This is a genomic window from Phaeodactylibacter sp. (genome assembly GCF_040219495.1).
Taxonomy (GTDB): domain Bacteria; phylum Bacteroidota; class Bacteroidia; order Chitinophagales; family Saprospiraceae; genus Phaeodactylibacter.
The window spans coordinates 1-14,222 of record NZ_JAVJSK010000123.1 but is presented as its reverse complement, the minus strand read 5'-3'; the positions used below and the strand labels follow the sequence as shown (position 1 = coordinate 14,222).

10 protein-coding genes are annotated in these 14,222 nt (G+C 52.4%); 6 read left to right on the top strand and 4 right to left on the bottom strand.

Features of this window, described 5'->3' with window-relative positions:
* Positions 1-6 precede the first annotated feature (6 nt).
* From purU to RIC19_RS19605, 3 genes are all read right to left on the bottom strand, one after another.
* Positions 7-864, bottom strand: a complete 858-nt coding sequence (gene purU / locus RIC19_RS19615; RefSeq protein WP_350180061.1) for a formyltetrahydrofolate deformylase — start codon at positions 862-864, stop codon at positions 7-9.
* A gap of 39 nt (positions 865-903) precedes the next feature.
* A complete protein-coding gene (locus RIC19_RS19610) occupies positions 904-2,511 on the bottom strand; it encodes a M1 family metallopeptidase (RefSeq protein WP_350180060.1) in 1,608 nt (535 codons plus the stop codon).
* Between the two features lie 81 nt (positions 2,512-2,592).
* Entirely contained in the window at positions 2,593-4,179 is a 1,587-nt protein-coding gene (locus RIC19_RS19605) for a hypothetical protein (protein WP_350180059.1), read from the bottom strand.
* 348 nt (positions 4,180-4,527) lie between these two features.
* Between RIC19_RS19605 and RIC19_RS19600 the strand changes: the two genes are divergently transcribed.
* Complete coding sequence (locus RIC19_RS19600) at positions 4,528-5,445, top strand: glycerophosphodiester phosphodiesterase family protein (protein WP_350180058.1); 918 nt, start codon at positions 4,528-4,530, stop codon at positions 5,443-5,445.
* 92 nt (positions 5,446-5,537) lie between these two features.
* Here the strand turns inward: RIC19_RS19600 and recQ are convergent, their stop codons facing one another.
* Entirely contained in the window at positions 5,538-7,664 is a 2,127-nt protein-coding gene (recQ, locus tag RIC19_RS19595) for a DNA helicase RecQ (RefSeq protein WP_350180057.1), read from the bottom strand.
* Between the two features lie 441 nt (positions 7,665-8,105).
* Between recQ and RIC19_RS19590 the strand changes: the two genes are divergently transcribed.
* From RIC19_RS19590 to RIC19_RS19570, 5 genes are all read left to right on the top strand, one after another.
* Complete coding sequence (locus RIC19_RS19590) at positions 8,106-9,554, top strand: adenylate/guanylate cyclase domain-containing protein (protein ID WP_350180056.1); 1,449 nt, start codon at positions 8,106-8,108, stop codon at positions 9,552-9,554.
* A 430-nt stretch (positions 9,555-9,984) separates the two neighbouring features.
* On the top strand, positions 9,985-10,776 hold the full coding sequence (locus RIC19_RS19585; RefSeq protein WP_350180055.1) for a hypothetical protein: 792 nt from the start codon (positions 9,985-9,987) through the stop codon (positions 10,774-10,776).
* A 249-nt stretch (positions 10,777-11,025) separates the two neighbouring features.
* The gene (locus RIC19_RS19580) at positions 11,026-12,240 is read left to right on the top strand and encodes a DUF4230 domain-containing protein (RefSeq protein WP_350180054.1); all 1,215 of its coding nucleotides are present in this window, start codon (positions 11,026-11,028) and stop codon (positions 12,238-12,240) included.
* A complete protein-coding gene (locus RIC19_RS19575; protein WP_350180053.1) occupies positions 12,240-12,824 on the top strand; it encodes a methyltransferase domain-containing protein in 585 nt (194 codons plus the stop codon). The genes RIC19_RS19580 and RIC19_RS19575 overlap by 1 nt, the downstream gene beginning before the upstream one ends.
* A gap of 89 nt (positions 12,825-12,913) precedes the next feature.
* On the top strand, positions 12,914-13,597 hold the full coding sequence (locus tag RIC19_RS19570) for a LuxR C-terminal-related transcriptional regulator (RefSeq protein WP_350180052.1): 684 nt from the start codon (positions 12,914-12,916) through the stop codon (positions 13,595-13,597).
* Positions 13,598-14,222 lie beyond the last annotated feature (625 nt).

Below are 14,222 nucleotides of genomic sequence, written 5' to 3'. Positions count from 1 at the left end.
CAAGCTCTAATCAAAAACAATCGTCTTATTCTGATAAGGCAGAATCTTGTGCTGAATTTCCAGCCAGATGCCCCGGGCCAGCACCACTTTTTCCAAGTCCTTTCCGATGCGGATGAGGTCCTTCACCGTATCTTTGTGAGAAATACGGCGCACATCCTGCTCAATGATCGGCCCTTCGTCCAGGTCGGCAGTTACGTAATGGCTCGTGGCACCAATGACTTTTACCCCCCGGTTGAAAGCCGAATGATACGGCTTAGCCCCTTTGAAGGCAGGTAGGAAGGAGTGGTGGATGTTGATAATCTGATTGGGGAAGGCTGACACAAAGTCATCAGATAGAATCTGCATGTAACGCGCCAGCACAATGAAGTCGATGTTCAATTCCCGCATGAGCGCTATTTCCCGTTGCTCCTGCTCCGCTTTATTCCCTTTGGTCACCGGGAACACTTCGAAGGGGATATCAAACCGATCGGCTATGTAGCGGAGGTTCTCATGGTTGCTGACAATAACCGGGATTTCCACTTCCCACTCCCCGCTCATGCAACGCTGCAGGATATCGTAGAGGCAGTGCGACATTTTGGAAACAAAAATGGCCATGCGCGGTTTGCGCGCGCTCAGGTGCACCTGCCACTCCATCTGGTATTTTTGCCCGATCAGGGTGCCGAAATACTCATCAATTTTTTCGGAAGGGATGTTAAAACCCTCCAGCTCCCACTCCACCCGCATGAAGAAACGCCCTGCCTGCCGGTCTACGTGCTGGTCCAGCGAGATGACGTTGCCGTTGTTGCGGTGCAGAAAGTCGGTCACGGCCGCTACCAGGCCCGTTTGGTCAGCACAATGAATGAGCAGGATGGCTGTCTTTTGCATGTTTTTTTGTTTTGGAGGCACAAAAATGCACAATTCTCCTCAATTCGAACGATTCAGCTCCGCACTAAAAAGCAGCCACGTATCGGGGTCCAACCAAAGGCGGGCAGGTTCAAAGTCGCAGGGGAGCGTGACCGTTTGCTGTTCCTGATCAATATTTATAGTCCAGGTTTGACGGGTACCATCGGGGGCTTCCGCCGCAATAGCTAAGGGAAAAGTATAGGTCGCATCGCTGCGCAATTGCCCGATGTCCAGCTGCAAGCCTTTCTTTTTGCTCCACGACCAGCTCACGCCAATTTCCGGCACGCCGGGCTGATAAAGCCACTGGTAAAAGAAGCCGCTTAAATCCTGGCCGCTGGCGATTTCCATCACCTCCTGAAAATCGCGCGTCAGGGCATTGCCATTTTGATAGGCTTTGTAGTAGGCGCGCAGGCCCGACCAGAATGCCCGCTCGCCTACCTGATGCCGCAGCATGTGCAACACCCAACCGCCTTTTTGGTAAGCATTGGCGTTAAGCAGGCGGTTCCAGTCGGTGACCAGCGTATCAATAACCGGGCGGTCAGAACGGCGGGCAAACTGCAACACCTGCTGCCGGTCAGTAAGCAGACGCTTGGCCATAACATCGCGTCCGTATTTATGCTCCAGGAATAAATTGGCACCGTAAGTAGCGAATCCTTCACTGAGCCAGATGTGGAACCAGTTGCCTTCCGTGACGCTGTTGCCAAACCACTGATGGGCAATCTCGTGGGCGATGAGGTCTTCGTGGTCCTGCCCACCGGTAACCGAATTCTCAAAGTAGAAGATATTGCTGGCATTCTCCATCCCTCCGTAGCGGGTTTTGGACTGCACATTAGCCAGTTTTGGGTAGGAATAGGGCCCGATGGAGTCGATAAAAAACTGTAAAACCTCCGTAGCCTGCCCGTAATCCTGATAGCCTTCCGTCCGGTTTTCGGGGTAAACCCAGCTTGTGACTGGTATACCAGCAACTTCCCCCGCCCGGCTCACCGCAAACTGCGCCGCTCCAAAGACCGCCACTTTAGTGGGAATGGGCGTATCCATCCGCCAAAAGGTCAGTTTGGTTTCCCGGTCAAGGTTGAGCTCTTCCAGTTGCAGGCCGGAGCCGACCACCTGATAATGGTCCGGCGCGATAATGACGAAGGCCACCGTTGCCTTATCCGAAGGGTGGTCCACGCAGGGCAGGTAATGATGAGCACGATTGGGCCAGTTATCTCCGAAGAAGGTCCGGTCACCGTACTTGTTTTGGGCAATAATAAGCCCGTCAGCCGGGATGCCTTTATACCGAATGGCAAATTGCCGGGTGGAACCTGCCTCTGCCGGGCTGCTGAGTGCAATAAGCAACTGAGCCCCTTCATGCCGGTAGCTCAAAGGCTCGCCTCCTTCCTTCACTTCCAGGACCTGCATGCCCCCCTGCCCGGCCTCTTCTGCAACCAGATCAAGCACAAGCGTATCCAATGCCTGCAAAAACCGGATATCAATCAAGGCGCTGCCCTGAATGGTATCGTGCGCATCACTCAGCTCTAGCTGAAAGGTGTAATGCTGTACATCAATTTGGGAAAGGCGGGGAATGGAAGCTTGTGCCAATAGGAGCAAGGGGTACAAGAGCAAAAGCGGCAAAAGGAAGGTTCGCATTTTTGATGGTGAAAATACGTTTTTCCGGGAAAAGTAAAAGGTACAGGGCTGCACCAAGGACAGCACAGCCCTGTCGTGTGTTTATTGCAGGTCAATCCGCTTCCAGGTCTGCCGCTGCCCTTCTACTTCCACCTCGTAAAGCACCATACCGGAGTGAATAACCTCCGGCAGCCAGGCATTAGTATGGGTGTCATAGCTGCGGAGCAAGCGCCCCTGTACATCGTAGGCGTTGACACGAGCGGGCTTCATCCCTTCTGCTTTGATAGCAAATTGACGATTGGCGAACTCCAATCCGAATGCTACCGATGGAATTTCAACCGATTCTTCAGCTACCACCAAGCCAGTTTCAAGGGTATAAAGCTCCCGCCCTACTGTCTCATCGGTACTCAGGTTAAAGTACAGCTTACCATCCTGGAAACCAGTCAGCAGAATCGAACCTTCAGGCCCGGTACTTTCAGGAAACTGATAGAGCTCTGTGACGGTGGCAGCTTCGGTATCTGCTACGTAAATGGATACGGGGCTGATATCACTAAAATGAACCACTACAAACACATAGCGGCCTCTGGCCAGCATCTGCAAGTTCCTGCCTGGTAACGGAAGATCGCCCAGCTTAACGGTCCCTGTTACCGTCCCATCCGTCATATAAAGCGCCTTATCGGTAAAATTTGTAGATTGCCCTAAGAAAACAAGCTTTCCATTTGCCCCAATGTGAGGGAAAGACTTTCCACTTTCCAAGAAGGGTAATATCGGCTGCTCATTAAATAAAACCGTGGCCTCGGCTGGGGCTGCGGAGAAACGATAAAATGCACTTCCAAACCGATATCCAACTATTCCCGCGCCCTCGGCTTTTAAATATCGGTCACAAGGAAACTCTAAAACTTTAGTTACTTCTCCTGTTGCTTCTGCATATACAAAAGTCCCCTCAACGCTACCGTCAATTGAAAAGACCAAACCTCCATCAATTTGCCCTAAAGCGTCCGGTACTGTTAGAAGGCCAAGTTCGGAATCAGGGAAACTATGCAGCAATTCCAAGTTTCCCGCTTCGTAGTACCATAGTTCAATATCATTGGGCGAGCTCGTACGCCGCTTCAAAAAAGCAAACCCGTCCTTGTATTTGGTATATGGCTCATTTCCTGAACCATCCTCAATAATAATGGATAAGTCATCTTGAATTTGCTCAAAGTTTTCGCCATCAGAGGTCGCATAAAGTCCGCTAACTCTATGGAAAAGCAACTCTCCTCCATCCGTTACTACAAGATTAGCAATCGGCTCTGCATTACCCGACAAAGAATATTCCTTAACCGTCCCTTCTTCTGTACCGTCTGTAGACCAGAGCGAAGCAAGGACCTGGCCATCATCCGCCACTGAAAAATATACTTTCCCATTATACCGTACGAAATACTGGGGGTCAGAACTTTCATCACCAGGGTTTATGTCTTTAAGCAGGGACAGCTCCCCGTTTTCCAGAATCCCTAATTCTGTACCGAAATCGGGGTCAATTACAGCAAGGATCATCCGGTTGTCATCCAGATAGACCCCTTCATAGCCCAGGGAGTCTGTCATCCCATCTGCGGTGCCGGGGTTAAAATCTGCAACCAACTGAGGCTGCGCCATTGCAACGGTAGCGGTAAAGCATACCGCGAAGCATAGGTAAAATCTAGTCGTCATCTTATTCAATTAAGTGAAGATATGCGCTCTACTTCTATCTTAAGTACTTTCTGAGAAATGCGAAAAACTTCATTTTCAAAAGCAGGTGAATACAGAAATATAGCGCCTGGTTTAACAATGCGATAAAGATAAGCTTTGCTCGTAAATTCACTGAATTAGTTGAGTCTGTTTTTTTTTTTGCATAAAAAAATTCTATATCAACGCATTTCACCGAAAAACTTCCTAAAAAATCAGTTGACTTAATACTCAAACGAGGCGATTCGTACTTAGAAAATTCTTCAGCTCCGACATGATTTACACCCTAAGCAGTGCAGATCAATTCCGTACCTTTACCCCAAAGCCAAAATTATGCGCCAATTTTATTTCCTCCTCCTGCTGCTCGGGCTTTCAGCCTGCTCAGCGCCTTCAACTCAACAAGATATGACTGCTGAACAAGCTGCTGATTTCGACTGGCAGGGGCACCGGGGCGCCCGCGGGCTGTTGCCGGAAAATACGGTACCTGCCTTCCTGAAAGCCCTGGAATTCCCACAGGTAAAAACGCTGGAGCTCGACCTCGCCGTCAGCCAGGACAGCCTGCTGGTGGTGACCCATGAGCCCTGGATGTCCCACCACATTTGTAGCCATCCGGACGGGCGGGCTGTGACGGAAGCGGAGGAAGAGGAGCTGCTGCTCTTTCAAATGCCTTATGCGCAAATCAAAACCTACGATTGTGGAAGCCGGGGCAATGCGCGCTTTCCGCAACAAACACCTATGGCTACCTACAAGCCCCTCCTGAGTGAAGTCGTCCAAGCCGTAAATACCTACTGCTCTGAGCACAACCGCCCCAAGCCCCGCTACAACATCGAAATCAAGCACGACCTGGTCTACGATAACGTCAAAGCGCCCCGCCCGTTGACCTTTGCCAAACTGGTATTGGCAGCAATCGAAGACCTCGGCATCAAAGACCAAACTTGTGTGCAGTCCTTCGATATGCGGCCTTTGCAGGAATTGCACCGGCTTGACCCTACCGTCACCACGGCCCTGCTCATCGACAATCCCAACGGTATTCAGGTCAATCTTGACGCACTGGGGTATACACCGGATATCTACAGCCCCGACTACGACATGGTCACAGCGAACGTAGTGGATACCGCGCATGAAAAGGGCATGAAAATCATCCCGTGGACCGTCAACGACACCACCGCCATTAAAGCGCTGATTGGCCTGGGCGTGGATGGGATTATCACTGATTACCCCAACAAAATTTCAGCAGTCATCAACAACTAGTGCGACTAGGCCGAAATGCCTGATAGTGTTTTCATACTTAGGCTTTCTTTGATGCTCGGTCCTTAACGGTCTGTTATCTGCGGCTCAATCCATTAAGCCTCCCGCTTTGCGTACGCCAGCGCCAGCCTGATTTTATGATAAGGAATTTGCTCGTCGAGGTAATCAAAAACATCCTTCAGTTTATAAGGCTCCTGAAGGTACCGCAGAGACTTCATCACCTGATCGACCTCTGAGGGCGTCACGAGTTCGTGCAGGTTGATGTCCTGCCCCTTCTCAAAAAGGATCGCCAGGTGGGAATAGACCGTCGTCTCTGTCAACTGCCGTTTCTGTGCAATTTCGGATACGCTCAGCCCCCGTTGGTACATATCGTAGGTAATCTGATAGGTGGAAGACTTGCCCCGGCTCGCCGCGGGCCCCACATGCTCAATAATGGCATCAATAAAGTAGTTGCCGTAGAGGTGGAGTTTCCGCTCCCCTACCCCGCTGATGCGCTTCATTTCGTCATCGGTCATGGGCTTGACGGCCGCCATTTCCTCCAGGGTTTTGTCGCTGAAGATGATATAGGGCGGCACGCCCCGTTCCTGAGCCAGTTGGCGGCGCAGTTGGCGGAGATTTTCAAACAGCTCATCCCGTACACCCTGCCGCTCGGTGGCTTTGGCTTTCGCCTGCTCTTTTTCCGTTTTTTGACGTTCCTTGAGCGTAGCAAAGCGCACCAGGGGTACTTTTTCGCCATCAAACAAGACCCGCTTGCTGCCGGGCGTCAGTTTCAGGACCCCGTGTTCGTCGTGGGCAATTTCTATATACCCGTAGTTGAGCAGCTGAAGCATATAATGCTGCCACTCCAGAAAGGGGATGTCCCGCCCGGCCCCGTAAGTTTTGATGTTTTGAAAGCCCCGTTCAAAAATCTCTTTTTTCCCGCTGCCCCTCAGCACATCAATCACCATCGTCATACCAGCCTGCTGCCGCAACCGATAGATGGCTGATAGTGCTTTTTGGGCAATCTCCGTGCCATCGATAGTTTTTGGGGGGTTGCGGCAGATATCACAATTGCCGCAGTCTTCTGTCACTTCTTCGCCAAAGTAGCTCAGTAAAATGCGACGGCGGCAGCCGACAGCCTCTGCAAACTGCCGCATACGGTCGAGCTTAGCCAGCTTGATATCCAACTGATCGCTATCGTTTTGCTTGAGGATATCCTCCATCATCGACACATCGCTGTAGCTGTAAAAGAGCAAGGTATCTGCTTTAGCCCCATCGCGCCCGGCCCGGCCGATCTCCTGGTAATATCCCTCAATATTTTTAGGCAGATTATAGTGGATCACCCAACGTACATTAGACTTATCGATGCCCATCCCAAAGGCAACTGTTGCACAAATAACCGGCGTATTATCATTGATAAAAGCTTCCTGTACGCTGTTGCGCGCTTCGGCAGAGAGCCCGGCGTGGTAATAGTCGGCATTAATCCCTGCGTCCTGCAGTTTCTCAGCCAGCTGCTCTGTGCTTTTCCGGCTAAGGCAATAGATGATGCCTGATTCATTGGTACGCTTACCAATAAAGCGGATGATCTGTTCCCGGCGGCGTTGCCCGGGGCGCACTTCCAGCCCCAGGTTAGGGCGGTCGAAGGAGGCAATGAAAACGTTAGGGTCAGGCAGCTGTAGTTGCTGCAAAATATCCTTTCTGGTCAGTTTATCGGCCGTGGCAGTCAGTGCCAGTATGGGCGTATTTTTGAATTCCTGCCTCAGAAACTTCATACGGGTATACTCCGGCCGGAAGTCATGCCCCCAGGAAGAAATACAGTGGGCTTCATCGATGGCGAACAGGCTCACCTGCGCCCGCTTGAGCAAGGGCAAAAAATCACGGGAAGTCAACTTTTCGGGCGAAACGTATAACAGCTGCAGCTGCCCATTGAAGAAGGCGTCTTCCACTTCCCGTTGTTCCGGTTCGCTGAGAGAGCTGTTGAGAAATGCGGCCTGAACCCCATTCGCCCTCAGGGCTTCCACCTGATCTTTCATGAGTGCAATGAGAGGGGAAACCACCACTGCGGTACCCGGTAAGGTTACGGCAGGTACCTGATAACAAATGGATTTGCCCCCACCGGTGGGCATTAAAACCAAGCTATCCTTGCCCTCGTATACTTGCCCGATAATCTCGGCTTGCATGGGTCGGAAGGCATCATAACCAAAATACTTTTTGAGCGCATCCTGAGCAGCAGGCATATCCATAGCCTAACAATTTGTTTTGAACAAAATCCAAATTTAACGAAAATCATCAAACAGCCTACTGCCAATAGGAAAAATCGGGGAAAGATTAAGGGCTTTCAACTGCTGCTGAAAGCCCTAGGGTAAGGATTTTAGGGTCCAATGCCCTTAAAAAAACGGGCACTGAGGATTAGTTTTCCCTTCCGAAGACTGAGGGGCTTCCCGGATAGGATTCCGGGAAGCCCTCTTCTAAACACGCTTCTTGTTTAAAAAGGAAGGAATTTTATAACTGGTAGTTAAGTTTTTTAAGTCCTAAACTAACTCTAACAGATACAAATGTAACCTCCTCTTTTAAAAACAGAAACCCCATATTCATGGGGCACATTCAGGACTGTACTTTTTCATAAAGAAACCTTATATTTGAGCCGGTCTGATTCCGCCCTTGACAAAACAAAATTACTTATTATGAGAATGACTTTCCTAATTGCAGGACTGCTCGCCCTTTTCTCATTGGTCGTCAAGGGTCAGGGGGCTGCTCAGCTTGAGCTAGGCAGGCAGTTGCTGGAGCAAGAGCGTTACCAAGACGCCGTTAAGGTAGCCGAACAAGCCTACTACAGTGGCCGAAAAGCAGAAGATTTGACGATACAAGCGGAAGCCCAGCTATTGCAAGCCCAGGCCTTCTTTGGCAAACAAACCGCAAGCTCACTGAACTGGCGGCAAAAAATCCGCGTAAAAAGAGCCTTGAAATCAGCTGAGCAGCTCCTGGAAGCCTCACCAAATGACACCCTGCAACTGTGGTATCGGCGGTTGGACCGAAGGCTGAACAACAAGCCCCAAATGCCTATACAACCGGGCGGTGTGGCAGAACAACGCCCAACCCTGGAGCAGCTTAAGCAACGGAAGATTGATGTTATGCGGGCAGTAGGCGACACCCTCCTTTCACTGAAAAAAGAGCGGGAAGCTTACGAAGCAGAAGTCGCCACTCTTTCGGAAGAACAGGCCCGGCAGGAGCTCCTCCTCGCCCGGCAACAGCAAACCATTGATTCCATTTCACTGGCCCGCCTGGGCGATTCTATCATGGTTATCAGGCAGGAGCAACAGTTGCAGTCGCAACAAGCCCAGTTGGAACTGCAACGCACACAGCGCAACCGCAGCCGCATCGTAGCCGGGGCGATTATCCTGATCGCACTTATTCTCACCTGGCTCTATGTGAATTCCCGCCGCAAGAACAATATTATTGAAACAGAGCGGAACCGGTCGGAGGAATTACTTCTGAACATCCTCCCTGCCTCTGTAGCCCAGGAATTAAAAACCGACGGGCAGGCTACCGCCCGCCACTACGAGGAAGTCACGGTACTCTTTTCTGACTTCAAGGATTTCAGCCGTACGTCCAAAGATCTTAGCCCGGCAGAGCTCGTGGCTGCCCTCGACCGCTGCTTCAGGGCTTTTGACGAAATTGTAGCCGCGCACGGCATCGAAAAAATCAAGACCATCGGTGACGCCTACATGTGCGCTGCCGGTGTCCCGGAATCCAATGCGGATGATGCACAACGGGCAGTGCGCGCCGCATTGGCTATGCAGGACTGGCTCAAACAACAAAAAGACCTGCCTTTCTCCGGTGCGCGCATCGGCCTGCATACCGGGCCGGTTGTAGCGGGTGTGGTAGGTGCCCGCAAATTCGCCTATGATATCTGGGGCGATACCGTCAACCTGGCGGCCCGCCTGGAGTCGAAAGGCAAAGTTGGTAAAGTCAATATTTCCCAGGCTACTTACGACCGCATTCGTGACTCCTTCCGTTGCGAATCGCGGGGGCAAATCCCGGCCAAGGGCATCGGAGAGGTGGAAATGTACTTCGTGAGTCTTCCTGAAGGGGTGGAACGCCTGGATGTGATCATGGAAAATACGGGGTTGTAGCATTGCCCCAAACTACCGCTGTACCACAAATGGGACAGTATATAGACACCACCGGGCACAGCGGCTACATCAAAAATATACCATTCGGAAAAAGCCGGGTGGTCTTGTAGCTGCCACTGCTCACCGGTAAAATGGTAGAGTCCGGAGCCATAGGCGGTCATCCAAACCTCGGCTCCCGACAGCCCCGGGTAAAGTGTCCAATTGTAGCCTTCCAAAAAAGGGCTGCCCATCGTGTTGTATGCTGTCCAGCCCCCTGCCGAATAGTGAAATACCGATTGCAATGAAGTACACCAGAATGAACCATCCGGAGCTAAGGTGTACCGGTTGAAGACCGCAGGCGCTCCCCCCAGAAGCTTTCCGGGCCATTCAGCACGCCCCGCAATGGACCACTCAGATTGATGCACGCCGTGCTCTTGCTACCTTCTACTTTATGAACGCTGAGCCCGATAAAGCTTTCCGGCAAAACCAAGCCCTGCTCCGGCTCTTTCAAAAAGCCCCTTTCCTGGTACAGCGTTACCCCGCCCGCTACCTTAACGCCTTGCAGAACCTTCTGATTGACCACTTTCAGCTCCACCACTGGCCTGAACTAGAGGACGGGCTCACCCAGCTCCGGCAACTGCCTCAAAAAAAGGCTTTCAAACGGCTGCAGGGTATCGAACAACGCATTCTGGAGCGTAGCACCCTACTGGAAGCCAATATGCTGCTCGTGCAAAAAGCCTACCACAAGGGGCGGCTTCGGGCAGCTCAGCTGGTTCCGGAGCTCCAACAAAAGGCCCTCCCGCTTTCCTACTCCAATCAGCAGTCCCTTCTTTACATCTTTGCCCTTTGCCAGCTATTGGATGGCCAGGCCGATGATGCGCAAACCACCCTCAACCTGTTCCTTGACCGCTACCGCAAGAAAACCCTGGAAGAACTGTACCACTTCGGACGGTTACTGCAGCTGCTCGTCCATTACAACCTCAAACACTTTGACCTGCTGCCGTATCTGCTGCAGGCCTTTCGGCGTCAGCAGTCGCCATTCTACCCTGAAAGCACCGCGCTGTTGCTGCAATACCTCCAACAACTGCTGGGTGCCGAAAACCGGCGGGCACAGCAGAAGATATTGACCGAATGGAGCGACGCCATTGGGGGCGCACAACTTACGGCTACCGAAAGCCGGTTTTACGAATACCTGAATTTACCGCACTGGCTGACTGGCCAATTGCATGGGGAGGAACGGTAAGGTGGCTCGGTGCCCTGACCTTCCTCAGGTTGGGCTGGCTGAGGTTGAGCCCACGCCAGGTTTGCTGCGTACTGTCTGCTGATCGCCTGGCGCTTAAAGTCTACCCTAACGGACTCTACGGTTGGAATACATCAAATTGATAATTGCGGCCCGTAAACTCAAATTCCGCACATTTGTTTTCATCTTTGTGTTTTTATAATACATCGTACCGGGCCTGCTTCAGCGCCCAAGACTGAATTGAAAATCATTATGGCCAGAAAAAACGATTATCCTTCTTCCGGCAGCCAACCGCGCAACATGCTCCGTGCGCTTTTGGTCATTCTTATTGTCTGTATTGTGGGCGTGCTGCTGTTCCGCAAATTTGTGGTGCCGGCCGGCTATACGAGCGTGCCTCAGGAGTATCAGGTCAACTACGTGCCCTCAGACTTTCGCATGCCGATTGACGAGGAACGCGCCTTGTCCATCCTCTCCGACCCCAACCGCAACCGGAAAGGCTTCGACGAACTGGTGTACGATGTAAATATGAGTATCCTGCAGCATGTAGGCCGCCGCATGAACCTCAACGAGGAAGACCTCGCCCGCCTGCAGGACGAGTACGAAAAACACCACCCCTACCTGCGCGGGCTGTACTTCAATGATTTTGTGCAGCTCCGCGACACAACCAGTCAGTTGTACGAAACCTGGTACGAAAACGAAGGCGGGGGCGCCATCGAGGCGCTGCGGGAAGTAGCGGGCAAATACACTTGCTTCCTGGTCACGCAGGTCATTACCACGCTCGTGCCGGTCAAAGGGCAAAGCATCTACGCCAAAGGGAAGGAAGTGAACACGCCCTGCGGCGTGGCCATGCAGGAAGCCCTCAACCCTATGCTCAAACGCCTGGAAGAACGGGCAGCGGTACAGGACTTTAGCCGGTCGAGGGGCTTATTGCAGGAAAAAGTGGAGAAAGTCATCGCCGAACTCGCCACCATGGAAGTCCGCGACAAAAAGGGGCTGAACAAGAACCTCCAAACCCGCTTCCTCGGCTTTTCCGTCTCTTCCTCCGATATTGAGGTGTCGGCCATCAGTATCCTCAAGGTCGGCTTCCGCCTGAATGAATACTTTGACATCGGGCTGAACTCCAAGCAGGGTATCGTTACAATTACGCTACCCGAACCGGTCATCCTCTCCCACGAAGTGTACCCCAAAATTGACAAGCTCGATATCGGTTGGATGCGGGAAGTGCAAAGCGTGGACCTCAATAAAAACTTCGACGTGCTGCGCCGGGAGTTCCGACGGGAAGCCCTCGAAAGCGATATTATGGACTCCGCCAAGTCACAGGCAATTGACCTGATGAACACCATGTTTGACCCCGTCGTCAAGGGCATCAACAGCCGCTACAATCTGCGGGTACGCTTCAAGGCTATTGAATCGGCCTACCCCGAGCCCGAAACCGATTATTCTGCCGAAAACCGATACCAGGACTAATGCCATCACTTGACGCCCGCTACTGGGAAAGCCGCTACCACGACCACAATACGCCCTGGGATATTGGGTACCCTTCGCCTCCATTGGTACACTACCTGGAGCAGCATACCACCGTAGAGGACCGCATCCTCATCCCCGGAGCCGGGCATGCCTACGAGGCCGTATGGCTGCATCAGCAAGGTTATCAGCAGGTCTTCGTCTGCGACTGGGCGCCCTCTGCCTTTGAAATCCTTGCTGAAAAAGCACCGGACTTCCCCAAGTCCCAGCAACTGGTACAAAATTTCTTCACCTTAGACCTGCAGGTCGACCTCATCCTCGAACAAACTTTCTTTTGTGCGATCGACCCCGGGCTGCGGGACGACTACGCCCGGCAGGCCCACCAACTCCTAAGGCCGGGAGGGAAGCTGGCCGGTGTCTTATTCACCCACCCCCTGCAACGGGGCGGCCCGCCCTTTGGAGGTGCACCCGGCGACTACCGCGCCGTGTTCGAACCCTACTTTGAAATCCTGAAGCTCGCCCCCGCAGCTGACAGCATCAAGCCCAGGGCCGGGAGCGAAGTTTTTATCGAATTAAAGAAACGCTAGCCCCCTGCTTTATCTGAACTAAGTCTAAATAAATTTGTTCTGTTCACGCTTACACCCTAATTTAGCGCAAAGACAGGACAAACAAGAGCATGAACGCCATTTCCATTGTTATCGCTGACGCACAACACCTTATCCGGGCAGGGCTTCGCCACCTTGTATCGCAGGACGACCGTTTCCGCGTGGTTGGTGAGGCGAGCAACGAGCCGGAATTGCAGCAACAGCTCATGACCCTGCACCCCGACGTCGTCATCCTCGACTACCATCAGGAGGGCGCTTTTTCCATTTCCACCATCAACCGGCTCAAAAAGCGGCACCCCGAAGCCCGCATCATGGTAATGAGCGATGATGACGAAAAGGAGCGCATTTATCAAGTCCTGCAGCTCGGGGTCAACGGTTTTCTGACCAAAGGCTGCGGAGAGGAAGAAGTCTTTGACGCCATCAAGGCCACTGCCCGGGGCGAAAAGCTCTTTTGCACGCGGGTCCTCGATTACCTGCTGGAAAAGAGCTTTCCGGACCAACACAAAAAGCCATCCGAAAGAGAGGAAGTCAGCTGCGGCCCGACCCCGCTCAGCCCCCGCGAAATTGAGATCGTCCGCCTAGTCGCGCGCGGGCTCATCGCTAAGGAGATCGCCAGTGAGCTGAACCTCAGCACACATACCATTTATACCCACCGCAAAAATATCATGAAAAAGCTGAACCTCAGCAGCGCTTCCGAGCTCATCCTCTACGCCGTGGAAATCGGTATTGTGGATGGGCGGCAGATTCCGTATTAACGACGAGTGGTTAATAGGTTGAGGTTGTCAACTACGCTTCGCTACGTCGACCGGAGAAGGTTAAGGTTGAGTACAAGCGGGGGCGACAACCCTACCGGCAGCGAGCTGCCTTCGCTCCCGGGCTGGCCATGCGATGGCCGTACACGCTCCGCTGACAAAGACAGCTCGCTGTCTCCTCCCGGGTGACCTAGCCTGGCCCCCTAAACCTTTCCTGGGCAACATAACTTTCTCAAAATTGGATTAGCCAGTTACCTCACTTCAGTTTCTTCTTACTTTTGGCGCTCCAAAAGATGCACAGTAGCAGTGCGCTCTGACCATTCCTGCGCTTTAACGCAAATGCTTTCACAAAAAGCTCTACTCCCTCTGGTCGTATTTCTTTCCGCGAAAGCATTTCCCGCAGGAATCATCAGAGAAGGAAGATCATCTGCCTCCAAGTGCGGCGAAGACACCCTCGGGCCTTGTGAATACGGTGCGTTCTTACTTCCTCTTGACGTCGGGGTTTAGCTTTTTCCGGGCGCGGTGTATCTTGCTGCGTTAGAAATCTTAGCGTTTCTATCTTACTCGCTTGTGCGGCTGGTTCCTATTCGCTTGTGCGTTCGCTTACGGCAGCAACCTACAAGGCGCG

Bases quoted from the DNA above. Each gene is read 5' to 3' on its own strand.
- purU (WP_350180061.1), bottom strand. From the start codon at position 864: ATGCAAAAGACAGCCATCCTGCTCATTCATTGTGCTGACCAAACGGGC.
- RIC19_RS19610 (WP_350180060.1), bottom strand. From the start codon at position 2,511: ATGCGAACCTTCCTTTTGCCGCTTTTGCTCTTGTACCCCTTGCTCCTA.
- RIC19_RS19605 (WP_350180059.1), bottom strand. From the start codon at position 4,179: ATGACGACTAGATTTTACCTATGCTTCGCGGTATGCTTTACCGCTACC.
- RIC19_RS19600 (WP_350180058.1), top strand. From the start codon at position 4,528: ATGCGCCAATTTTATTTCCTCCTCCTGCTGCTCGGGCTTTCAGCCTGC.
- recQ (WP_350180057.1), bottom strand. From the start codon at position 7,664: ATGGATATGCCTGCTGCTCAGGATGCGCTCAAAAAGTATTTTGGTTAT.
- RIC19_RS19590 (WP_350180056.1), top strand. From the start codon at position 8,106: ATGAGAATGACTTTCCTAATTGCAGGACTGCTCGCCCTTTTCTCATTG.
- RIC19_RS19585 (WP_350180055.1), top strand. From the start codon at position 9,985: ATGAACGCTGAGCCCGATAAAGCTTTCCGGCAAAACCAAGCCCTGCTC.
- RIC19_RS19580 (WP_350180054.1), top strand. From the start codon at position 11,026: ATGGCCAGAAAAAACGATTATCCTTCTTCCGGCAGCCAACCGCGCAAC.
- RIC19_RS19575 (WP_350180053.1), top strand. From the start codon at position 12,240: ATGCCATCACTTGACGCCCGCTACTGGGAAAGCCGCTACCACGACCAC.
- RIC19_RS19570 (WP_350180052.1), top strand. From the start codon at position 12,914: ATGAACGCCATTTCCATTGTTATCGCTGACGCACAACACCTTATCCGG.